Here is a 23,382-nt window from a genome sequence, read left to right on the forward strand (position 1 = left end):
CAGAGTCTTCAGGCCTAAACTAATGCCTCAGCGAGGCTCGCCGCAAGCTGTTCAAATGGTGCTGTTAATCGCGATTCTTTCCATTCGTTAATTTAACGATTTTTTTTGACAACCTCGGACAATTTTACGCACCCACTCATTAAATAATCTTTTATTTCAACGCCTTAATAAAATTACTCTGCGATTTTTCCCAAAATATTCCCAAAATTCGAAATTACGTATTTCCACTGGGTAAGTGTGGGGAAATTTACCCGATTTTGTATGGCAAACAATAAAAAGAGATCAATCATTTTCCTTATTGATTTTTTTCCTTGCCCAAACTTGGACAATAGTCCAATCTTGCAGTGGGTCAAAGTGGGAAGAGTGAGAGGAAGCCTGAATCGGCACGGATCGATTGGTCTTTTTATCATTCCAAGTAAAAATGTCAGGCAACTTTGTCTGGCCTGGTTCAACATACAAATATCTGTGGCTGTACATGACTGATTCCCGTTGGGGCCCCAGCGAAAACCCGATATCCATCGGACAACAGGGTCGAACCCCTCAAGCCTTCTTCGAAAGCGTTGTCAATCGCTTTCGCTCCTTTGGTGCCGAGCATCTGCTCATAACAGGTCTGCCTCTACCCGGCAGAGATCTCGGCAAACTTGTGCTTTATCAAAATTGGGGCGACATTGTCTTGTCGAGCGCCCATCTGGCTCAAGTCCGCGGAAGTGACGTTCTTCTGCGCCGTATCGCAGTTCTTGACAAGCCGACATATTGGAATCTGGATGATCGTGAGAATAGCTGGATTCTGGAATCCTCTCTGATCAGCCTGCTGCAAAGAAGCGGTGTCAATCCTCGATCCTATCGGTCGTTTGTTGGCATCCATGTGCATCATTTCAACGTGATGCAGGTGGCGATCTGTGTGGCTGGCGCGGAGCTTTCGGTTTCCAAACGCGAGTTGTCTGCCCTTTCGACAACAATCCAGCACGAACTCGCAGAAATGCATTCGGTGCATCCAATTCTGTCCAGTCGTCCAGGAGAACTCTCCAGCCGGGAAAAACTGGTTCTGAGTTTGACGGCAGAGGGCAAGACCGCCGGGGACATTGCCGAGGAATTGCAGATTTCTCAGCGGACGGTTCATGCCCACTTGCAGAATGCTTCCGAAAAAATGCAGGCATCCAACAAAACGCAGACTGTCGTTGAGGCAATGCGTTACGGACAGATCCAACTGCGCTAATCTCGGTGATGCTGGCACACTTACAAATATGAATGAGAGATTTTCATCTCTCATCTATTTGCGGCTCCGCACAGAAACACACAGACACAAAGAAGGCTTTTTAGAAGCATTTGTAACTGTCTGTCGTAGTCGGGTGTTTCATTACATTTCAATACCCGAAAGGTGGGCTTAACGTTCGAGATTTCGAGCCGGGTTGAAGTCAACCGGTCTCCTTGTTGCTAAAATGCGAATATATTCAAATGCAACGGGAGATCACAATGAAATATCTTGCAGCAGGCACTCTTATAGCAGCCCTCGCCCTTTCATCGACCGCCATGGCTTTCGGGAATGGCTATGGCATGGGCCAGGGACGCTGGATCAGCAACACACAGACACAAGCACAGACACAGGCACAGACCAACACCACTCAAGGTTGGGGCCGCGGTATGGGGCGTCAATTTGTGCGCCCCAATCCATCAGGTCAACCGGTGGCGAATGGCGTCGGACTTCTTGGTCAACCTCGTGGTGGCAACCGGACCGGCGAGCCTGTCTTTGTCGATAGCTGGGACGAAAATGAAGATGGCATCGTGAGCCTTGCGGAAGCTCAGGAACGGCGCGGCGACTATTTCGACTCCCTTGATGACAATGAAGACGGCATCCTTGTAGCGGCTGAATTCACCGAATTCCTCAACAATCAAAGAATGGCACCAGAAGACGCAACCAATGGCCAGCGCGGTCTGTCTGGCATGTCCCTCGCCTTCAATGACATCAACAAGGATGGCAAGGTTGAGAAGGCCGAGTTCATCAAGCAAACCCAGTTGTGGCTAAATGGAATGGACCGCAATGGTGATGGCCAGGTATCCGATGCCGACTTTGGGCCACGTCAGGCTCAGATGAATGGAAATCGTGGATATGGCCAGGGTCGCGGTATGGGCCGGGGCAATGGTCGCGGCATGGGCGGCGGCATGAGATGGATGCAACAACAGAGTTGATCCGACTTGCCTTGCCTTGGACGGCTCCATTGCAATCAGCAGCAGGATCGACATTGGAGCAAACAAAAAACCAGTCGCAGGGTCGACTGGTTTTTTCAATTTGTGGTCATTTTCAAATCGTCATCATGGTCACGGGAGTCAACGACACGCCCCTTTCGGTTTTTCGAAATGGAAAAACCGAAAGTGAAAAACCGCACTCACCGTGAGGACGCTTCAAATGCCTTGTCAGTAGGCCATCTGTCAGTAGGTCATCATTGGAGGCAGTTCTTTTGCCTGCACAACCCATTTTTCGACGTTGCTCAACGCAGGTGCCTGACGAACAAGTTTCTTTTCTTCGTTGGCTTCCTTCATCGCCTTGGTCAGATTGGCGGCGTTGCGGTTGCGCAGCTCCTTGACGGTATCCACACCAGCAGCTTCCAGCAGCTCGGAATATTCTTCGCCAACGCCCTTGATGCGCATCAGGTCTGCCATGTTGGCCCATTTCAAAATGCGAGCATGGTCGATGCCGGTTTCCTGCTCAAGCAGCTTGCGGCCCGCAGCATCCTTGGCGCGTTCGAGATATTGTTTGGTATTGGAAATGCCGACTGCTTTGAGCTTTTCAGCATAAACCGGTCCAATGCCTTCAATCTTTGCAATTGGATATGATGACATGATTTGCCTCCTTTATTGAATATCTGCGACCTCTGCCTCAGACATGCTCTGCATGGCGTCAGTTGCCCCCACCACAGGTGGCGAGCAAGTTGTTTTTCGCCACCAGTAGCTTGTAATAAAAATAACAATGCTGCAAGTATAGCTTTGCAGAAGTTACAAGATTTGGCTCAGGCCCGGGACAGATTCGAGAAGCTCATCCACAACCGATTCATCAGCATTCTCTTTGGCGGCGGAAACAAACTCGGTTGCGACCGTTTTGACTTCGTCGATGCTGAGACCGGAGCTTGTCAATTCGTTGAGTGCAGCCATTGCGCCGCCCATGCCGCCCATGCCACCGATTGCTCCCATAAGGCCGCCCAGAAGGCCGCCACCGGAATTGTCCGAGCTGTCTGCGCCCTCTTCCATCAAATGTTCTGCGCCCAAGGCTTCGATCAACATTTTCATCTTGTCCGAAGGGGCTTCCTTGGCCAGAAAATTCATGATGACCTTGACAGCGGTCTGTGCCAATTCTTCAGAAATCCCGGCTGCCGAAGCAATGCGTGCGATGATTTGTTCCATTTTTCGTCTCCCGACCCGTTTACCTTTGCTGGTCCTGGTCCTTTGCGTTGGCGTTCCTGTTACACCTGAAAGGCAAACGCCATCTTTGCAAGAGCATACTGCCCCATTTTCGGGATTATCCTCGATAAGTGTCAGTCTTTGCCATGATCATGCCACCCTCTCAAGGTCAGCCGCATGTAAAGTAAAAAGAGCGTTTGTCTTTTGCATTAAGCTCACCCGGCATCCCGTCGTTTCACAGAAGCAATATCGGCTTTGGCATGAACCTCAAGTGAATGACATGTGCCCGTTTGCAATCCTCGCCTGCCAGCCATGGTCGAGACAGCATTCAAAGCGCGGGACGCCAAGGAAACACTGCCTCGGGCAGCTTTGTCTTTCCATGCAAAGACCGTCATGGGAGGCAGAGGTCGGGAACATCCATTTATTTTCAATATAGATGAAAGCCTTTTTTAATTATTACCTATTTCGGAACGGTGAATGTTTACATTTTGCAAGGGATTTTACAGGAAAATAGTCCAGCTCCGTCGAAGCCGGACTTTTTGTCTGATTTTGACAAAAGCGCAAAATTCGCAGAAAACTGCGCTTTGGGTCGGCATCCTGGGAGCCTAGTCCGATTTATGCAAGGTGAAGCAAAAATTGTCGCGCCGCTTGAAACCCGTTAAAGATCTGCAAGTCATGGTGCTCGCTCCAAGGCGCCATGACCGTCAGTTATGGGCAGATCTACTTAAAAACTGTGGCGTATCCCATCCCCATTCCATCGGTGATGTTGAGCATGCTTCGGCGCTTGTGGCAAATGGGCAGATTGATGTTGTCTTTGTGGACGAAAGCTACAGCCCGCAGGAGCTTGTCAGCATCCTGAAACCGGCTCGCCAGATCGAATTTTCCGGAGGGCGTGGAATCTGTCTGATCCTGTGTTCCAAAAAAGCGACGGCGCAGGATGTGATCAACGCACGAAAGCTGGGCTTCGCATCCCTTGTCATTCTGCCAGCGTCCAGTGACACCATACGCAAGCATCTTGAATTGGCGGCGCGCTATATTCCGTTATCCGATGAGGAGCTGGGCTGGTCGGTGCCCAAGAAAAAGGTGGACGCACCTTCCAGGCAAATGCCCAAGGCAAAGGAAGATCCGGCCAACGCATCCGCTCCTCAAGCCAACTCCGGAGCCATGAAATTTGACAAGGCATCTGGTCAGGAGCCCGGACAAATCGTTCCGTCACGGGGTGAGGTCGACCCAACATCAGGTGCGACACCCGACATGCAAGTCTCGTCCGGGACAGATGGTGCAGTAGAGCCAACCAATGGCGAGCGTCACCCGTCAAATGGGCAAAATGGCCATGCGCTGGCCGCACGCTCCGGCAACAAACCCGCGGCAGAAGATCAGCAAGCCACGCAAAGTCCGGATCAAGCTTCGCCCAGGGGCACCCAGTGCCCAAGACGCCCTCGCCCCGATGACGCGGATTTGCCAAGGCTGAAAGCCCCCGGTCGTTCCGGACAATCGAGCGAGGAAGAAGTCGTCTTCCTTTAGGCAAGAGCTGTTCGCCTCGACCGCACCTTGCGGCCATCTCAAAACAGATATCAATGCCGAGCCATCTCGGGCTTGCGAGGCCTTGCACATTGCTTCGGGTTCTGCCTTGCATGTGTGAAAGACTGTGCTGCACCGCTGGCATTAGGGGCGCGAAACTGATAGCTTCATTGGATCTTATGACCCTGTGCGATCATATTCCCTCCGCCTCTTTCAACAAGGTTCATTCATGTCACAGCTTGATTCCGTTCTGGCGCAAATCGACGCCAATCTTGATCGTTCCATCGAAAAACTCTTCACATTCATTCGCTTCAAGTCCATCTCTACAGATCCGGACTTCAAAGAGGAGTGCAAAAAGGCTGCGGACTGGATTGTTGGTGAACTCAACGGCATCGGCATTGATGCCAAGGCACACGAGACACCGGGCCATCCGATGGTGGTTGCCCATGACAGCGACACAAGCGAAAAAGCCGGACCGAGTGTCCTGTTCTATGCCCATTATGATGTTCAGCCGATCGACCCCATCGAGCTTTGGGAGCGAGATCCCTTTGACCCTCAAATCATCGAGCGCAATGGCGTGAAAGTGATTTTCGGCCGCGGTTCGTCCGACGACAAGGGGCAGATGCTCACCTTTATCGAAGCCTGCCGCGCCTATAAGGAAGTCCATGGCTCGCTGCCAATTGCGGTTTCTCTTCTTCTCGAAGGAGAGGAAGAAAGCGGCTCGCCGAGCCTCCTGCCATTCCTCAACGCTCACAAGGATGAATTGTCCAGGGACCTGGCTCTCGTCTGCGATACGGCCATGTTCGACAGCGAGACACCATCGATCACTACCATGCTGCGTGGTCTGGTGGGAGAGGAAGTGACCATTATTGCTGCCAATCGTGATCTGCATTCAGGGTCTTACGGGGGACCGGCAGCCAATCCGATCCGGATTCTGTCGCACATCCTTGCGGATCTGCATGACGAGACGGGTCGCGTCCAGATCCCGGATTTCTACGAGGGTGTCGAAGAACTGACCCCGGACGTGAAAGCCCAGTGGGATGCCCTGCCCTTTGACGACAAGGAGTTCCTTGCCGATGTCGGGCTTTCCATCCCCGCAGGCGAGACCGGCTATAGCGTCTATGAACAATTGAACGCCCGCCCTACTTGCGAATTCAACGGCATCACTGGCGGCTATACGGGGGCGGGCTTTAAGACCGTTATTCCGTCCAAGGCATCGGTCAAGATTTCCTGCCGACTTGTTGGCAAGCAGGATCCTTACAAGATCCGCGAAAACCTGCGCGCCTTCGTCAAGGCACGGTTGCCCGAAGATTGCGAAGTCGTATTCGCCGAACATGGGGCCGGTCCCGGCCATAGCCTCTCGGCTGATTTCCCACCGCTCAAAAAGGGCGCTGCCGCCCTCAAAGACGAGTGGAACAAGGACACGATCATGATGGGAATGGGCGGATCCATCCCCATTGTCGGCGAATTCAAGTCTATTCTCGGCATGGACTCGATGCTGGTCGGCTTTGCGCTGGAAAATGACAATATTCATTCTCCCAACGAAAAATATGACCTGCAAAGCTATCACAAGGGCATTCGGTCATGGGCGCGCATTCTTGATGCGCTTGCCAAGGATTGATCACAGCGCTCAGATCCGTCAACAAAGGAAGACCGGGCTCAAGGAGTCCGGTCTTTGTATGATAAGGCCAGATAAAGCCAGACAGGTGCGCCATGGCCATTTTTGCGCCACATATCGATCGCATCGATTGCCTTGGCGAAGGGCTTGCGGGACATTTTCAACAATAGCCCTCGGCATGGGCCAAACAAGTGGGGTTCCGAATACTGCAAGTGTCCGAGAGCTTACCTAAAACACCACTCTACCCCGTTTTTCTGCCTATCTTGTCATGTCCGGAAAGGGTCCTTTTTGTCATTTGTACAGATATATCCACTTTCACCGGAGAGCCATTGATGCTAGTCTTTACGGTAAGGGATGTCAGAAATCTTGGTGCGACAACTGGTATGCCCTTCAGAATCTGCTATGCCTGCTTTCGACGGATCCCTTCGCCGAAAGGTGGGGTCTTTTTTTTCACGACTTGTAAAAATTCGGAATTCTTGATGCAGGCCAAATTGCCATTGCTTGTTCAGCATGTTGTTGCAGGCATTCTTCTCTCTTCCATGCTGGCGGGATGCAGCATGTCCCTTGGACCGATTGCCGATTCAACAGGGGCACCACCGCCACAGGCCACACTGTCCATGACCGATGCTGGCGTCAACGGCCTGACACCCGAGACCGGTTATGGCCCGAAGGCGATTGCTGCGGCCATGCCCGGATACAGCATTGAAACCATAGAAGCGGCCGGTGAAAGCGGAACCCAATGGACCTACGCCGCCTTTCAGAATGGCTTGCAGATGGTGCAGATCTTCAAGGGCAGCGGTGGCAAGATCGGTGTTGTTCACGGCGTAGGCGAAGCAATTGCGGGGCCGAACGGGGAACGGCTGGGCATGACATTCGCCCAATCGCGCCTGCCGCGCAGCGCCTGCCGGGTGGGCAAGAGTTTGTGGCGTGGAATGGCTATTTGCAAAGCGGCCAATACCAATAAAATCACACTTGTATTTGCCATCTCCGAATATAGAGGGCCATTTAACAGCCTTCCGCCATCTTCTCAATTGCAGAAAGCCACATTACAGCGCATACTCTGGACACCTTAGTCCAAATCCCAAGTATATTTAGGCTCGGTTCTGCCATAAAATGGGACCAAATGTTTGTTAGTTTCTGATTTGAGTCGGTGAAGCTGTTTTACCAGAGTATCTGTCATGAATGTGCGGGTTCCAACGTTTGCTAATGATTATGGAAAGTCAGACAAAATGAGGAACAAATACAGTAATTACGTTCCCGGCCTGCTTTTTGCGCTGTTTTTTGTTCCGGCTGCATTTGCCCAAACCATTCCCACACAGACCATTCCTGCAAGCTCCGGTATCGTGCTCGACGGTTCCGGGCTGCTGATCGGTGCCGGTGAACAGCTTCTTGAACAGGATCCAAGCGGCTGGGCGCTTATATCGGGCAAGCCTGCGCTCAATCTCGGCTGGACCCCGAGCCCGAGCCAGACATCAGGTTTTCCGAACGCCCATTTATCCAGTGCGGGCACCCAGTTGGCGCCGGAAGATGACAAACTGCCCAGCGTGGCGCAGGCAAGTGACGAGCAGCCCCTGACGACAGCCCCTTCGGGCACCATGCCTTCATCCCTGACGAGTCCGGTTCTGCCAAATGTCCCTTCCTCGCTCAAACAGGACGGTCTGGAACAACCGCTCAATCCTCAGGAACAAGTCACTCCTGACACGGTGGTGCCAGAAAGCACCAGTGCCGAGACAAGCGCGAGCCAGACTCAGGCCGCAAAGACCGAGACCGCCAGTTTGAAAAAGGGTCCGCGTCTGAGAGAGAGCTATTCGCCGCTTTTTACGCAGCAACGGCCTTTCTTGTTGTTTGCGCAAGACCTGTCGATCACCTATCTAATGCCGAACGCACTGGTTGATCATCCCTATCTGAGCGGATATCTGCGCAGTATTCTGGAAGAGCGCGCCCTTGCGCAATGGAAGACGTCTCGCGAGGAACTGGCGGCAAAGGGTCAAGAGGCCAGAATGGCAGGCGAGGAACGACCGCCGCTGGTGATCAACGGGCGGGTAGAGGATCGGTTTTATTCCGCATCCTACAGTTCCCTGTATCTGGAAGAGATCAAGAGCCTTGATGGGGCCAAGCTGCCAAGCCAGATTCTGAGCTTCAATTACGACAATCAAGCCAAGTCGCCGATCTCGCTTTCCGATCTCTTCAAGGGCAAGGACGAAAAGGCGCTTGCTGCGACGGTCGAGCTTATTGATGCATATATCCAGACCGATATTGTTCGTCAGAAATCCATTCGCCTTGGAACGTTGGTCCGGCCCGATCAGGATGCCTGGCTCAAGGACCTGAAACCGAGTCTGGAACTGCTCAAGAATTTCACTTTCGTCCCCTCGCGACAGACGGGAATGATTGCCGGGTTGATGTTCCATTTCAATCCCGGACTGCTGGGAGCGGAAGCCGATGGCATGTATGAAGTCTATATTCCGGCCTCCATATTCAGCGCCATGCTTGCGGACAAGTTTGTCGAGGTTTTCGGCGGTGACGCCTTGCAGATCAATCGGCATAGCGGCAAGGGATTTGCGGCCTCCAGCGTCAATATCGAAGGCTTGAAGTCTGGTGCGGATCTGGGCGGGGAGATGCTGATCGAGGGCGAAGTGCCCGAGAACTGGTGCAACGGTTTCCACCTTCTGCTGGTTGATTCCGAGTCCAAACAGATCGTCACCGAAGGGGTGGTCAAAATGCTGCCCGACCTACCTTCCTATGGGCTTGCAAGCAACATGATGCGTTTCCGCGCCGAGCTGCGCGTGTCCGGTGACGGTGTCAAATCCGGTCAACTGACCTTTGAGCCCTATCCCATCACCGTTGAAGACGGGCGGGTCATGGTCAAGGCAGACAGTGCCTGCAATCTGGAGAAGCCGATTGCCATGCCTGATCCGGACAGAGATGCTATTTCGATCAATGTGAATTACTGACAAGCTCCGCACAGAGACAGTGTCTGCAAGGAGGTTGCTCGTTTTTCAGCTCTGCGGGCCTGATTTTCTAGCTTGTTGATAATTCATCTTCTGCACCACCAGGCAAGCCCCTGTATTTGCACAAGAATCCAATCAGACGGCGGCCTTTTCGATTTTAATCACCCCATTTTGGCAACAAGACATGTCTGCGCTGATGCGATAGAGCATAGAGCTAACCTGTCCGGGACGACTCGTCTATAAATAGAGCTCGCAATAGCGGAGATCACTCATGTCTCCGCGTTTGATATGTCCGAGAGAATGACCAAGGAAGAATGCATATGGCACCTGCACATTTGAACGCTGAACTTTTAGCCAATCAAATTCTGGAGGGCAATCGCGCTTCTCTTGCTCGCGCCATCACGCTGATTGAAAGCCGCAAACCGGATCATCGTAAAATCGCCCGCGATCTTCTCACCCGTCTCTTGCCCTTTACCGGCAATGCGCACAGGGTCGGCATTACAGGCGTCCCTGGCGTTGGCAAATCGACGACGATTGATCAGCTGGGAACCAATCTCACCGCAGCGGGGAAAAAGGTCGCAGTTCTGGCCGTTGACCCCTCTTCAACGCGGACCGGTGGGTCGATCCTAGGAGACAAGACCCGGATGGAACAGCTGTGCGGCGACCGCAACGCTTTCATCCGTCCTTCCCCTTCTGCGGGTACCCTTGGCGGCGTTGCCGCTCGCACGCGCGAAACCATGTTTCTGTGCGAGGCAGCGGGATATGACGTCATTCTGGTGGAGACGGTCGGTATCGGGCAATCCGAAACGACCGTTGCGGACATGGTCGACTTCTTTCTCGTGCTCATGCTCCCCGGTGCGGGCGATGAGTTGCAGGGCATCAAGAAGGGCGTTCTCGAAATCGCGGACATGATTGCGGTGAACAAGGCCGATGGCGACGGCTGGGCCCGGGCTCGCAAGGCGGCCGCTCAATATCGAGCGGCGCTCCAGATCATGACACCGTCAAGCCCGAGCTGGTCACCGCCGGTCCTGACCATTTCCGGCCTTGCAAATGAGAGTCTGGACAAAATGTGGTCTCAGGTTGTCATTCATCAAGAAAAGCTCACCGCTACGGGCGAGCTTCGAAAGAAGCGGAGCGGACAGCAAGTCAGATGGATGTGGTCCATGCTTGAGGATCGCATGCGGGCACTATTGCATGAGAATTCCGATGTTACTCAATTGCTGGATCAGGTTGAGAAAAGCGTCGAGGATGGCACCATGCCGGCTTCCGTTGCGGTCAATGATGTGATGATGGCATTGCTTTCGAGCTTGCAGAGTGGCAAGCAGAACTGAGCTTGCCGCATCCTCTGCTGGCGGAAAAAGATCGGAATATCAGGCTTATGCGTTCGGTATTCCGCAGCATTTTTCCGCTAAATGCGAGAGAACTGCCTGATATTCCCCAAAGCTTTGCAGCCATAGGTTTTTAACCGGACAAGTTTTCAATTTGTGAATACCGGTTTTTAATAATCTTTGCCTATGATTTCATAGCTAACTGACTCGGGCATTTTGGGGACACTAGACCGTGCGGCACACCAGGGGATCGATCCTGATTGCGGATTCCTCCACCAGTAGGCGTGTATCTATGGTGGAAATGATTACTTCATTGAGCTCCGATATCTCGGTTTTCGAAGCTGGCACAACCTCCAGCTTCGGGGCAATCATGACCTCCCGCGAAATTGAAATGATCCTGATCGATGAACATTTCATGGATATCGGTGGACTTGCGCTGTTGGAACAGGTTTCCCATTTTGGTACCGTTCCCATTACCGTTTTGATGGCAGAGACATTCGATGAAGAGCTTATAGCAAAAGCGGTGAAGCACGGCGTTTATGATTGTGTCCGCCTTCCAGTCGCCCAGAGCGAAATCGAACGCCTTCTCAAACGCCTTGAAGCCCTTCATAAACAGCTCTCGGTCCTCATCGTTGACCAGAAACCACCGGCCCGAAAAATCATCTACAAGCTGCTTCAGGAAAGCAGTTTCAAAATGAATATTTCGGAAGCGGAAAGCGGAACTCTGGCCATCTCTTTGTGCCGGTCTATTCCCTACCAGATCCTGTTTGTCGATCCCGACACTGAAGGCTGGCAGGGAGCGGACACTGTCCGCAAAATCATTCACAGACAGCCCTGGTGCCGGATCATCCTGATGAGCCCCAACAGCAAGTCGGACCTGCTGCCTTCCTATGACAAATCAGGGCTTTCGGGATTTCTTAAAAAGCCGTTCTACCCCAGGGACTTAGACCATCTGATGCATGGACTGCTGGAAATACCAAGGCAGAATTTGAACAATAGACATGCGCTCATCGACAAAGTCGAGGCAGACCCTGTACAGACGTGCGATAGGCCATCGGGGGAAATCGTCTGGCTCTAGCTGAATTCAGAGCCAGACTGTGACGACGCTAGACGGTCATTTTCTGCATGAGATGGGACAGAACACCATCCGCCAGTTTGATCGAGCCGACATTACGGCCATTCCAGTTGATCAGCTTGGGCTCGCGCCAGGTCTCCATGGCAACGGCCTCTCCTTCCGACATCGGCAAGAAGGCATCCAGAACGGCAGCCATCATGACTTCCGAAGCACGGGAGGCTCCATCCCAGCATTTGAGTGCAATACCAAGGCCCTGCTCGGGCAAGGTTGCACAGAAAACGCCTTCGGCACCGGTCTTGACAAAGGCACGCTCGCCAAAGATCTCCATGATCGAGGTGCAGAAACGATCATGCCCGGCAACCATGTAAGGGGCTTTGGCCACGGCCTGTCTCAGCCGCTTGGCGGCCTCTGCTCGGGTGCTTTCAAGGCCCACTCCGGTGCCAAATCGCGCAAAGGCATGAGCCAGATTCCTCAGGGGAATGGCATAGGTGGGGATCGAGCATCCGTCCGTGCCGCACAGGTCCCGATATTTCTCGCCCTCAAGCGCAAATCCGGTCATCTGCTCCAGAACGGCGCGGACCTCCTTTTGCACCGGGTGGTCATATTCGATATAGCCATGGTGATCGAAGCCCGCCTTCTGGGAGAAGCAGAGGAAACCGGCATGCTTGCCCGAGCAGTTGTTGTTTGCAGCGATTGGCTTGTGACCAGCCAAATGCAAAAGAGCCTGATCCTTTTCGAATCTCGGACTGTGAGCACCACATTCCAGATCTTCGGCTTCAAGGCCACAGGCTTTCAGCATTGACTTGACCGTGTCAACATGCACCTGTTCGCCATTGTGAGAGGCACACGCAATGGACAGGGCTTCCGTCTGCAAATGGTAGGCGTCAGCGGCACCTGACTCTATCAGTGGCAGGGCTTGCAACCCCTTGATCGCGGATCTTGGAAATACCGGGCTTTCGATATCGCCTATGGAAGCAACCAGTGCGCCGCTGGCATCCACCACAGCAATTGCTCCCATGTGCCAGCTCTCGACGCGAGAGCCACGAGTCACTTCAACCAGAACAGCCATTAATTGTTCCCTACTCTATTGTTCTCAATACATTTTTGATATACCCGGCGTCTTCCTTCGGGTGTCGAGACTATCGCCGGAATATGGGGAGTACAAGTGCAAAATATCACGCTCTTTTTGGCAGCCCCGCTTGCAGAGCGAAATCCGCTCATCTAGGGTTTCTCTTGAAAGAAGCTCCGGGACAGACAAAAAATGACACAGAAAAAAGCAAGAGACTTTGGCATCCAGATTGGCAGTTTACCATGTGGACCGTCCAATAGCCTTTCGGACATCGACGGCCTTTCCTTCGGTCATGTCACCCTGTCGGATGGTGCAGTTCAGACCGGCGTCAGTGTCATTCACCCGGTTCCGAATTCTCCGTTCGAAAACAAATGCGCGGCTGCCTGTCATGTCTTCAACGGCTTTGGCAAGAGCGTCGGATTGATGCAGGTCGAGGAACTGGGCCAACTCGAAACGCCCATTGTGCTGACCAACACATTGTCTGTCGGAACAGCATCCAGCGCGCTGGTGAGATACATGCTTGCAGGCCACGAAGCGATTGGCGAGACCACAGGCACAGTCAATCCGGTCGTCATGGAATGCAATGACGGAGGGTTGAGCGACATTCGCGGTTTGCACATATCCGAACAGCATGTCCTTGAGGTTCTCGGCATGCATGAAAAAGCGTTTGAGCAAGGAGCGATTGGCGCGGGCACCGGCATGGTCTGTTACAGTCTCAAGGGAGGCATCGGATCAGCCTCACGACAGGTTTCCTATGGAAAACGGAGCTTTACACTTGCTGCGGCGACCCTGTGCAATATGGGGCGACTGCCAGATCTGCTGGTCGGCGGGCGAGCCGTCGGTGCTGAAATCGAAGCCTTGAGGAAAAGCTCTCTGGCCCATGAGGTGGACAAGGGATCGATCATCATGCTTGTTGCTACCGACGCCCCCCTTTCCTCCCGTCAGCTCAAGCGCATTTGCGTGCGTGCCGGGACTGGTCTTGCGCGCACGGGATCGCATTTCGGCTCGGGCAGTGGCGACATCGCCCTTGCTTTCTCGACAGCAACGCGCCTGCCCCATGAAAGCCCGGACAACCCGGTCATGACGGTGGATGTCTTGCATGAAAGCGCGATGGATCAGCTGTTCCGCGCCACAGTGGAAGCTGTAGAGGAAGCCATTCTGAACGCGCTCTTTGCGTCCCGGACGACGAGAGGGAAAAAGGGCAGGATCAGGACAAGTCTTGCAGACTGGTGGCCGAAGCTATAGCCACATGGCAGATCGTTCAAGCGGATTGGCAACGCACTCTATCGGCTGCAAACCAGTGCGCGGGTTACAAGAGCCAGCATCATGGCAGGAATGGCCTTGAGCAGGGTGCCGAGAGGATCGACCCAGAGATCAGGAACAAGAATGGTGCCAGCCGCCAGATAGATCAGGGTCATGATGACCATGGCCATGCAGATCTGGCTCGCCAGCCTGCGAACCAAAATGGCCGCTCCGAAACCAATGTCGATCAGGGCTGCACTGGCCAGAAGAAACTCGGCCTGTAGGGCGGATGTACCTGAATTTGCAAGGATTTCGGCTGCTGAACTGATCTGGAACAGGGTGATGAGGCCTGTCAGGATCCAGAAGAGCGAAAGCGTCGTCACCAGTGCTGGCAACAGCAAGGCAAGTTTGGAGAACCAGCGTTCCTGCGTTGTGCTGGGCAGCATCGCAAGCGTTTCTTCATAAGATCGACAATAGCGCCCGGAAATGGAATGCCACAGGGCGGGATCGCCATTCACGTGCCCTTCCAGCACCTGAAGTGCCGTCGTGCGCAAGGGAGAACGCCAACCCAGATGACCCAAACCGTTGGCAACCACCGTTATGGCTTTGCTCAGGCGGCCTTCAAAACGGAATGTGCGGATCGCAGGAGAAAAACCGAGCCAATTGCGCATACCGGCGACCAGTTCCTCAAAGCTGTGACTTTCCGCTTCGACCAGATCAATGTCGGCATGGGCGGGAATGCGCCCCTCCACCGCCATCAGGGCCGCTTCGGTCAACTCATCGATATGAATGGTCTGAATGCGCCGATCGGCCATGACAATCGGCTGAATATATGGAAAACCGGCAAGCAGGCGCAGCAACGCAGTTCCGCTATAGGCAGACGGAGCCAGAACAAGGCCGGGACGCAGCACGACCCACTCGATTGTGGAATCCATCACCACATCATCGCCAATGGCCTTGGTTCGCATGAAAGCCGTGGGCGCATTGGGCTCGGCACCGGTTGACGAAATCTGCACAAAACGCAAGATTCCGCGATCAACGCAGGCATCAAGGCATGCCTTGACAGACAGATGATGTACCGCCTCGAGATCGGCCATCAAGCCATCCTGCAAGGCGCTTGCGGCATTGACCACCGCATCGACATCGGAAATCAGATGATCCCATTCGGACGGATCCAGCATGCGACGCATGTCGCCGGTGTGCCATTCGACCTGAGGGAGAAGATGCGCAGCTTCCCTGGGGGTGCGCGACAGGCTCACGACCTCATGCTCTGCCCGGAGCAATGTCCTGCAGATTTCCGATCCGATTAGGCCAAAACCACCAAGAACCAGAACGCGCATGACTGTCCCTGACCGCTCCTTTTCGCAAAGCTAATTCAAATTCATTGTGCCTGTTGTGAAAAGGCAATGCCTGTCAAGCCGCAACGGCTTTCATCAGAAACACAGTCTCGCATTGTCATTATTGCGAGGGCCAATTCCCGCAGACTGTAATCGTCTCATCCGGGCAGGTCATCATCACAATTAGCATTAGTTATTTGTACCGGAATGTATCAAAAGCCTATCTTGTCGTAAATATAGCATACTAGCATATTTCTGCTTTTGGGGCTTTTTCAGACATTCCCGGGCATGAATTTGACCGTCAGGAACAATGCATCACGGCACGAGCTTGAAATCAAGACATGCAAATTTGTTGGGGAAAGTTTGTCGTCGCTAACACGGACATCCGGGACAATGGCAAATTATTCTCTGCAAGATTGAGAAAAAAGTTATACACATCTTTTGGCTGTAAAAGAATCACTCACCCCGGATATCGAATCCGATCATGCCCATCAGACACAATCAGGGCGGTGAATCTCCGAAAGTGTCCCGACTTGTTCGTTCATGCCAAGCAGGGGCTTGAGGCATTCGGGATGCAGAATCAGATCATCCAGCGTATAGGCGTCCAAAACCTTCAGGAAGGCTTGCAGCGCATCCTGAAGCAGCACACGGAACTTGCAATGAGAGATGATCGGACATGTGTTGGTCTCCTCAGAGAAACACTCGACAATCACCATATTCTCTTCAGTTTGCCGTATAACAGCCCCGATATTGATGTCTTTGGGGTCCTTGGCCAGCCGAATTCCGCCATTTCTGCCGCGAATGGCCTGAATGACATCAATATGCGCCAGACGCTGCGCGATCTTGTTCAGATGATGACAGGAGATATCGTAGGCTTCGGCAATCTCGGCCAAGCGAACCGTTTCATCAGGTTTGAGCGCACAATACATCAATAGGCGCATGGCGAAATTTGAATGCTGAGTGAGTCGCATTGAACCTCCGACGGATGGCTGAATCTGTTTGCCGCTAGTATGATCGATAATCGGTAGAAAATACAATATGGCAAGCGTGTAGCGCGAGAATCAACGTCCAGAGACACGCTATGCGTATGGCGTTCATAGCGGATTTTGAAAATAAATGCACTGCTACCCATTCCGATTAGAGACCGGGGTGATCGAAACAGGTAGCAGTGCTATCGGCTTTCCAGAACGGAAAGCGATAATCCGGCATTCGCATAACAAACATTAGTAATTGCGAATTTTTGAAATTTTCAGTTTTCCGCAAATCAAATGTTGGTTATGTTATAACACTCAATATAACAAGCATCAAGTATACTTGTTTAATTTCGACCCCCTATATGGAGAGGCAGAATGACGCATATTAGCGCAGAGCAAGGCGAGAGCGCGAAGTCGGCGCAAACGCAACAAAAAGCTCAAGCCCCAAATGGTAATGAAGAGCCACATTCCCGTCTTGAACATTTTCCGAATGCATTTTTTGCCATGGTCATGGGACTGGCAGGCTTCACGCTGGCTGGAGAAAGATTGGAAAAAAGCCTGGGCATGGACCATGGCCTCAGCCTGATTCTATTGTATTTTACTGGCGTGGTGTTCGCGATTCTGCTGGCAGTCTATCTCTTGAAAGCCATCCGTTATCCCGCGGCCATCGCATGGGAATGGCATCATCCGGTGCGCATGTGCTTCTTTCCGGCCGCATCGATCGGACTCATTTTGATGGGAACGGCCTTTGGTCCCTTCTCGACGCAACTGTCTTTCGGCTTCTGGGCCGTGGGCTCGGCGTTGCATCTGTTTGGCACCCTTGCCGTGCTGTCGACATGGATCGGCCACCGCAATTTCGAGCTCATGCATCTCAATCCTGCCTGGTTCATTCCAGTGGTCGGGAACATCATCATCCCCATCGCAGGCAGCCGTCTTGGCTTTCATGAACTGAGCTGGTTTTTCTTTTCTGCCGGTCTGCTGTTCTGGCTGGTGTTGCTGACGCTCGTATTCAACCGCCTGATTTTCCACAACCCGCTACCGGAACGTCTGTTGCCGACCCTGATGATTCTCATTGCACCACCGGCGATCGGCTTCATTTCCTATGTGAGCATGACTGGTTCTGTGGATGCCTTCGGGCGAATTCTCTACAATGTCGGGATCTTCTTCTTCCTTATCATTCTGCTTCAGGTTCCCAAGCTGTCTCGCATTCCGTTTGCGATGTCCTGGTGGGCCTACAGCTTCCCCATGGCAGCGCTGACCATTTCAACCCTGCTCTATGGGGCCGAGCTGCAATCGGCATTCCATAAATCAGCGGGAATCGTGATGTTTGCCATTCTTGTTGTCGTCATTGTCGGGCTGCTCATCAGAACCATGGTTGGCATTGCAAAAAATCAGATTTGCCAACCGGAATAGAGCCATTGATCGCTTTGCGATGAGACGATTGGAAAACAAAACGGGGCCCTTGATTGGCCCCGTTTGCATATCTTGACACTCTCTCAGAGACGCTCTGCACAGCAAGCATTGATACAGGCCAAATTTCAAAAAGTTTTTACCTTTTTCCTCACGTTTGTTTCGCCTTTAGGTTCAATTTAAGGCAAATATTTCACCCTTGGTCCGAATTCCCGACTTTTGACGAGAATGCTACACTTTCGGATGATCAAGTAGGAATCATTCTATTTCGATATACCAAAAGGGATTGCCTTCAAGTCGATGCACTATGATCTGGAGCGGGCCTTTGTGCCCCAAGGACAGGATAAGGTGGCGTTTGGCGCGTCACCGGCAGGTCTCGGTGTGAGACAGGGCTCTCTTTTTCTTCTTTTGCTGAACAAGGTCAGCGCATGCCTCTCATCTCGCGGAGCGCTCACACGGGACCGGCCCGACAGACCGATCCTGATGCGGCTCTTTCGCATTTTGCGCTGTTGTCAGCACGACATTCCTCGTAGCTCTGCCCGTCTCGCCATTCGGTTGAGAGGTTGGGTCACCCGTGAACAAGACTACATCCCCATAGGAGAAAATAAGAATGGGTAAGTATGGAACTTTGGAGGATCGCGTCCGCTGTCCGTTCCTTATGAACAGGGTCATGAAAGTGGAAGACACCATTGACATGTTCAAGGACGGCATGAATCTGGGCTGGTCCGGTTTTACGCCCGCTGGGTATCCAAAGGCTGTGCCAATCGCACTGGCCGAGCATGTTGAAAAGAACAATCTTCAGGGCAAGCTGAAATTCAACCTCTTCATTGGTGCCTCTGTTGGCGCGGAAACGGAAGGGCGTTGGGCCGATAATGACATGATCGACCGGCGCTGGCCCTATCAGACCGGCAAGAATATCGCCAAGGCCATCAACGAAGGCCGCATTCGCATGGGCGACAAGCATCTCTCGCTGTTCGCTCAGGATCTTGCCTATGGCTTCTACACAAAGGATTCCAAGTCGGGCAAACTCGACCTTGCGATCATCGAGGTATCTGCGGTCACGGAAGATGGCTGCCTTGTTCCTTCGGCCTCGGTGGGCGTGATTCCCGAAATCATCCAGACCTGTGACAATATCATTCTCGAAGTCAACACAGCGATGCCGTCTTACGAAGGCATGCATGACATCATGGTGCTGCATGCGCCTCCGCATCGTGAAATCATCGGCATCACGAAGGCCAACAGCCGAATCGGCATGCCATGCATTCCGTGCGATCCGAGCAAGATCGTTGCGATTGTCGAGTCGGAATATACGGACAAGGGCCGCGCTCTTGCAGCTCCCGACGAAGGCTCTGTTGCCATTGCCGGCTATCTGCTCGATTTCTTCGCCCAGGAAGTCAAGGCACACCGTCTGCCTGAAAATCTCCTCCCCCTTCAGTCGGGTGTCGGCTCCATTGCCAACGCGGTCGTCAGCGGGCTGGCCAGTGGCCCCTTCTATAATCTGAGCGTCTATACCGAGGTGCTTCAGGATGGCATGCTGGACCTGTTTGACAGTGGACGTCTCGACTATGCCTCTTCCTGTTCGCTGTCGTTGTCTGAAGATGTCGGCATGCCGCGCTTCATCGAGAAACGCGACTTCTATCAGGACAGAATCACGCTGCGGCCATTGTCCATTTCCAACAACCCGGAAGTGGCACGTCGTCTCGGGGTGATTGCCATGAACACACCAATCGAGATCGATATGTATGGCCATGCCAACTCGACGCTGATCGGCGGTACCCGCATCGTCAACGGTATCGGCGGGTCTGGCGACTTCCTGCGTTCGGGCTTCCTGAAGATCATGCATACCCCGTCGGTCAGGCCAACAAAGACCGATCCAACCGGCATCAGCTGCATTGTTCCGCACGCCCAGCATATCGACCATACGGAACATGATCTCGATATCGTGGTCACCGAGCAGGGCCTCGCAGACTTGCGCGGGCTGGCGCCAAGGGACCGTGCGCACGCCATCATCAACAATTGCGTCCATCCCGATTTCCGGGACATCATGAACGAGTATTACGAAGCAGCGGAGAAAGATTGCATCGCCCGCGGTGTCGGTCATGAACCACAATTGTGGGATCGTGTTTTCAAAATGCAGCTCAATCTCGCGCAGAATGGCACCATGAAAATCAAGAACTGGGACGTCAAACTCGACCTCTGTGAATAGGTAATTTGGCCAAGACGCAGACAATGCCGTCAGGATTGCCTGCGTCATTCAGACGATCATTGATCGTGAGAAAAGGAGCGATGCCCTTGCCGCATCGCTCTTTTTTTTGGTGCTGTTTCAGGAGGTTTTTGCGGCCTCATTCTGTGGGCCGAGCAAAGCTGCGAGGTCAGCATAGTGCCTTGGAATGGCGAGAAAAAGTGCCCGACAAGAGATCGTTGATAGGAAAATTACATAATATTATCAATGTTTTGAATGAATTTCTTGAAAAATCGATTCGGGCTCCTGACAAATTGATTCAAGTCTGATTGAGAAAGTGATTCAACTCGCTCATAAATCGATTCAAGATCCTTTGAAAAGAGAAGCAAGCGCTTCCCGGCTTATGACCTTCTTTGGTTCCATAATCATCAGATAACACGCGTCGGCGCGCGTTGAGCCTTTCCCCTTCCAAGGAGGTTTAGCCCCCTTATTCTCGTGCATTCGAAGGTGCGTTCTTTTGTCACTTGCGTTTATCAGCATTTTATTATATTTGTTATTTCGAATATTAGATATTTCTAATTTGCTTCTTGATCTTTCGCCCATTGGACGGGATTTAAGAAGACAGAAGCATCAACCAGGGAAAGCAATATGGCTTATCGCAAAAATCTCGGTGCGGGTTACAGCCCCCTCCTCTTTCTTGCTTCGTTAGGCGCTGGTGGCGCGATGGTGTCCATGTATATGTTCCTCATGTTCATGGTGCCACACAAGGGTCGCCCGCTTGCCATATTCGATGATGTGGTAGCGGCGTTCAACGGCGATCAACTTGCCTATAAGATCATGATCCCGATTGTACTGGCAGGCATTGCCGTCTTTCTGTATCTGCATATCCGCACACTCATTTGGAACGTCATCGAGTTCAACAAATTTCGGGCCAGCGATGCTTATGATGGCTTTGTGAGATCCAACAACGGAATCCAGCTCATGGCAATTCCCCTCACCTTCGCGATGACCATGAATGGTGGTTTCATCGCCGGTGCGGTCTTTGTGCCGGGGCTCTGGCGCCTTTCCGAATATCTTCTGCCTGCCGCTCTGGTCGGCTTCGGCATCATCGGTTATTTCGCACTGAAGATCTTTTCGCAGTTCATGGTCAATGCGCTGGTCAACGGGCATTTCGATTGTGAGAAAAACAACAGCCTCGCTCAGATGCTGTCGGTCTTCTCGCTTGCCATGGTCGGCGTTGGTTTCTCCGCAGCTGCTGCCATGAGCCATGTGCAGGTCACATCTGCCGTGGGCTATATTGGCGCGACCTTCTTCTTTGCGGCAGTGATCATTTTCGGCACGATCAAACTGGTTCTCGGTTTCCGCTCCATGATGGATCACGGCGTCAATCAAGAAACCACTCCGACGCTCTGGATCATCATTCCGATCATCACCATTCTCGGCATCGGCATGTTCCGCATGACCAAGGGCCTTGAGCATAATTTTGGTGCTCATGTGGAACCGGCAAGCCTGTTCGCAATGCTGACGTCCCTGATTTCTATTCAGGCGGTGTTCGGTCTCATCGGCTATGCCATCATGAAAAAGGTCGGCTATTTCGAACGCTTCGTTTCCGGCCCAGACAAGTCTCCCGGCTCTCTGGCTCTGGTATGCCCCGGTATCGCGGCGGTTGTTCTTGCCAACTTCTTCATCAACTGGGGTCTGGTTGGTGTTGGTGTCGTGGACAAATTCTCGATTGCCTATTTCGTTCTCTATGTTCCAGTCGTCTGGCTTCAGATCAAAACCTTCATGGTGATGTTCCATCTGGTTGGCAAACTGCTCAGAGAAGACAAGCAGGTTTCCTCACCTCAGACAGCCCCTGCCGAGTAAAAACAGATTGGTCATCCTACCGTGACCTCTTTACCCGGCAACCGAGGCCCCCGCAGCATCCCCCAGACTGCGAGGGCCTTTTTTTTGGACCGACGGATCCACATTCATGACGGATCGCTCTGATCAAGGTTCTTGCAGGCACCTATCCGGATAATCTTGGGGCTAGCCTCCAATAAAAATGGTGCATTTCTAAACTTTTTTGACCCTGATGTGCGTGTATTCGGAGGCCGTGGCAGCTCGCTCAGGCTTAACGCCAGCTTAAGCCAATAGATCAGCGATCCGAAAAGGACTTATTCGTCAGTCCTATTTCAATGTCTATTGCTCAATCGGACGCATCATATTTGCATTTTCGAAATTTACCTTTCGAACAGAGTAAATATTTCATTCCTTAATGCCGAGAAATCTTCGTTAACGACGAACACCTTGTTTAAGCGGCAAGCGTAAGCTCTTCAAAAAGCATAATGAAGGGGGCGGCCTTGACGCGGCGTTTACATGGTGCACCCTTTGTCAAAAGGCCTCTTTTGGCAAGCGGGGTTGTACTCAGTATCGTGATTGGTTTTTCTCCTGTGCAGGCCTTTGCTGCGCAGAGCTGGACCATGCGCGTCACCGAAAGAACAAGTCCTCCTGCGGGCCACGTCTATTTTTGCGCCAGCAATCCTGCGCTTTGCAACCGCTATGGCCACGGAGCCATCCGGCTAACACAGGAAAGCTGGCAGCAACTGTTGGACATCAATTCTCAGGTCAATGCGAGCATCAAGGCCAAGGCCGATGGCCGGATTGATGAGTGGTCGATCTATGTCGCGCAAGGAGATTGCGAAGATTATGCGCTGACCAAGCAGCAGGAACTGCTGCGCAAGGGTTGGCCATCTGACGCCCTGCTCATTACGACAGCCTTCTTGAAGGACGGCACCTATCACGCGATCTTGCTGGTCCGCACAGATCGCGGCGAGTTTGTGCTCGACAATCTCAGTCCGCTTGTTCTGCCCTGGCAAAAGGTTTCCTACCAGTGGAACAAGAGACAGTCCGTTGGCAACCCCAGAATCTGGCAACGGGTTGCCGGTGCCCCCAAAGCCTCTGGTTCACGCCCTGTTGCGGGCCTTGAACTGAGAGGACGGCAGTAGGCGGACAAGAATTCAGCGCAGCGAAAGCTGCGGCCTCTCACTCCCGGAGGCAATAGCGCGAACACCTGGTATACGCGCAGGAACATGGTCCCTAGCAATCCATTCTGGAGGAGGAACCGCTCGTACCATGTTCAGGGAGACCATTCCAACTTGAGCCCGGATGGCCTTTTCACACTGCTATCCCAACTGGCCTCGAAACACTGTTTCGAGGCCGCTTTTCTGAAAAATGATTGCAATTGCCTCTGGTGAAGCTTGCTCGCGCGATGTACATGCTTGGCATCACTCTTTTCATGAAAGC

The 23,382-nt window shown here is 52.7% G+C and carries 19 protein-coding genes; 14 read left to right on the top strand and 5 right to left on the bottom strand.

What is annotated here, in order from left to right; all coding sequences use genetic code 11:
- Window positions 1–475 precede the first annotated feature (475 nt).
- The 3 genes from ACHZB8_RS01030 to ACHZB8_RS01040 all read left to right on the top strand — a co-directional run bounded on the left by ACHZB8_RS01030 (window position 476) and on the right by ACHZB8_RS01040 (window position 2,393).
- Window positions 476–1,216 carry a LuxR C-terminal-related transcriptional regulator gene (locus ACHZB8_RS01030; protein ID WP_316858119.1) on the top strand — a complete coding sequence of 247 codons (741 nt, stop codon included), beginning with the start codon at window positions 476–478 and terminating at the stop codon, window positions 1,214–1,216.
- Between the two features lie 257 nt (window positions 1,217–1,473).
- Window positions 1,474–2,187, top strand: a complete 714-nt coding sequence (locus ACHZB8_RS01035; protein WP_316858120.1) for a hypothetical protein — start codon at window positions 1,474–1,476, stop codon at window positions 2,185–2,187.
- Window positions 2,166–2,393: a hypothetical protein gene (locus tag ACHZB8_RS01040; RefSeq protein ID WP_316858121.1), complete on the top strand. Its 228-nt coding sequence runs from the start codon at window positions 2,166–2,168 to the stop codon at window positions 2,391–2,393. The genes ACHZB8_RS01035 and ACHZB8_RS01040 overlap by 22 nt, the downstream gene beginning before the upstream one ends.
- 34 nt (window positions 2,394–2,427) lie before the next feature.
- On the opposite strand, the gene ACHZB8_RS01045 is transcribed toward ACHZB8_RS01040, so the two are convergent.
- Together ACHZB8_RS01045 and ACHZB8_RS01050 are read right to left on the bottom strand one after the other, a co-directional pair.
- Entirely contained in the window at window positions 2,428–2,838 is a 411-nt protein-coding gene (locus tag ACHZB8_RS01045; RefSeq protein ID WP_316858122.1) for a DUF4332 domain-containing protein, read from the bottom strand.
- A 153-nt stretch (window positions 2,839–2,991) separates the two neighbouring features.
- A complete protein-coding gene (locus ACHZB8_RS01050) occupies window positions 2,992–3,396 on the bottom strand; it encodes a DUF2267 domain-containing protein (RefSeq protein ID WP_316858123.1) in 405 nt (134 codons plus the stop codon).
- 633 nt (window positions 3,397–4,029) lie between these two features.
- On the opposite strand from ACHZB8_RS01050, the gene ACHZB8_RS01055 reads away from it, so the two are divergent.
- The 6 genes from ACHZB8_RS01055 (at window position 4,030) to ACHZB8_RS01080 (ending at window position 11,886) form a co-directional block, all read left to right on the top strand.
- Window positions 4,030–4,917, top strand: a complete 888-nt coding sequence (locus ACHZB8_RS01055; RefSeq protein WP_316858124.1) for a hypothetical protein — start codon at window positions 4,030–4,032, stop codon at window positions 4,915–4,917.
- Between the two features lie 226 nt (window positions 4,918–5,143).
- Window positions 5,144–6,535, top strand: a complete 1,392-nt coding sequence (locus tag ACHZB8_RS01060; protein ID WP_316858125.1) for a M20/M25/M40 family metallo-hydrolase — start codon at window positions 5,144–5,146, stop codon at window positions 6,533–6,535.
- 476 nt (window positions 6,536–7,011) lie between these two features.
- Window positions 7,012–7,605, top strand: coding sequence for a DUF1131 family protein (locus tag ACHZB8_RS01065; protein WP_316858126.1), 594 nt, complete (start codon window positions 7,012–7,014; stop codon window positions 7,603–7,605).
- Between the two features lie 156 nt (window positions 7,606–7,761).
- Window positions 7,762–9,483 (top strand): hypothetical protein, encoded by a 1,722-nt coding sequence (locus ACHZB8_RS01070; RefSeq protein WP_316858127.1) that lies wholly within the window; start codon window positions 7,762–7,764, stop codon window positions 9,481–9,483.
- Between the two features lie 317 nt (window positions 9,484–9,800).
- Complete coding sequence (gene meaB / locus ACHZB8_RS01075; RefSeq protein ID WP_316858129.1) at window positions 9,801–10,811, top strand: methylmalonyl Co-A mutase-associated GTPase MeaB; 1,011 nt, start codon at window positions 9,801–9,803, stop codon at window positions 10,809–10,811.
- 229 nt (window positions 10,812–11,040) lie between these two features.
- Complete coding sequence (locus tag ACHZB8_RS01080) at window positions 11,041–11,886, top strand: response regulator (RefSeq protein ID WP_324292906.1); 846 nt, start codon at window positions 11,041–11,043, stop codon at window positions 11,884–11,886.
- A 28-nt stretch (window positions 11,887–11,914) separates the two neighbouring features.
- Here the strand turns inward: ACHZB8_RS01080 and ACHZB8_RS01085 are convergent, their stop codons facing one another.
- Entirely contained in the window at window positions 11,915–12,952 is a 1,038-nt protein-coding gene (locus tag ACHZB8_RS01085) for an asparaginase (protein ID WP_316858133.1), read from the bottom strand.
- A gap of 192 nt (window positions 12,953–13,144) precedes the next feature.
- Between ACHZB8_RS01085 and ACHZB8_RS01090 the strand changes: the two genes are divergently transcribed.
- On the top strand, window positions 13,145–14,197 hold the full coding sequence (locus tag ACHZB8_RS01090) for a P1 family peptidase (protein WP_316858135.1): 1,053 nt from the start codon (window positions 13,145–13,147) through the stop codon (window positions 14,195–14,197).
- A gap of 38 nt (window positions 14,198–14,235) precedes the next feature.
- Here ACHZB8_RS01090 and ACHZB8_RS01095 read toward each other — a convergent pair whose 3' ends face one another.
- Entirely contained in the window at window positions 14,236–15,534 is a 1,299-nt protein-coding gene (locus ACHZB8_RS01095) for an SDR family oxidoreductase (RefSeq protein WP_316858136.1), read from the bottom strand.
- Between the two features lie 488 nt (window positions 15,535–16,022).
- Window positions 16,023–16,502: an Rrf2 family transcriptional regulator gene (locus ACHZB8_RS01100; protein WP_316858137.1), complete on the bottom strand. Its 480-nt coding sequence runs from the start codon at window positions 16,500–16,502 to the stop codon at window positions 16,023–16,025.
- A gap of 378 nt (window positions 16,503–16,880) precedes the next feature.
- Between ACHZB8_RS01100 and ACHZB8_RS01105 the strand changes: the two genes are divergently transcribed.
- The 4 genes from ACHZB8_RS01105 to ACHZB8_RS01120 all read left to right on the top strand — a co-directional run bounded on the left by ACHZB8_RS01105 (window position 16,881) and on the right by ACHZB8_RS01120 (window position 23,084).
- Window positions 16,881–17,918 (top strand): SLAC1 anion channel family protein, encoded by a 1,038-nt coding sequence (locus ACHZB8_RS01105; RefSeq protein ID WP_316858138.1) that lies wholly within the window; start codon window positions 16,881–16,883, stop codon window positions 17,916–17,918.
- Window positions 17,919–18,525: 607 nt separating this feature from the next.
- Window positions 18,526–20,121, top strand: a complete 1,596-nt coding sequence (locus tag ACHZB8_RS01110) for an acetyl-CoA hydrolase/transferase C-terminal domain-containing protein (RefSeq protein WP_316858140.1) — start codon at window positions 18,526–18,528, stop codon at window positions 20,119–20,121.
- A gap of 624 nt (window positions 20,122–20,745) precedes the next feature.
- Complete coding sequence (locus tag ACHZB8_RS01115; protein WP_316858142.1) at window positions 20,746–21,963, top strand: TsoY family (seleno)protein; 1,218 nt, start codon at window positions 20,746–20,748, stop codon at window positions 21,961–21,963.
- Between the two features lie 476 nt (window positions 21,964–22,439).
- Complete coding sequence (locus ACHZB8_RS01120) at window positions 22,440–23,084, top strand: transglutaminase-like cysteine peptidase (RefSeq protein ID WP_316858144.1); 645 nt, start codon at window positions 22,440–22,442, stop codon at window positions 23,082–23,084.
- Window positions 23,085–23,382: the final 298 nt, after the last annotated feature.

Origin of the sequence: uncultured Cohaesibacter sp. (assembly GCF_963556055.3) — a bacterium.
Taxonomy (GTDB): Bacteria; Pseudomonadota; Alphaproteobacteria; order Rhizobiales; family Cohaesibacteraceae; genus Cohaesibacter.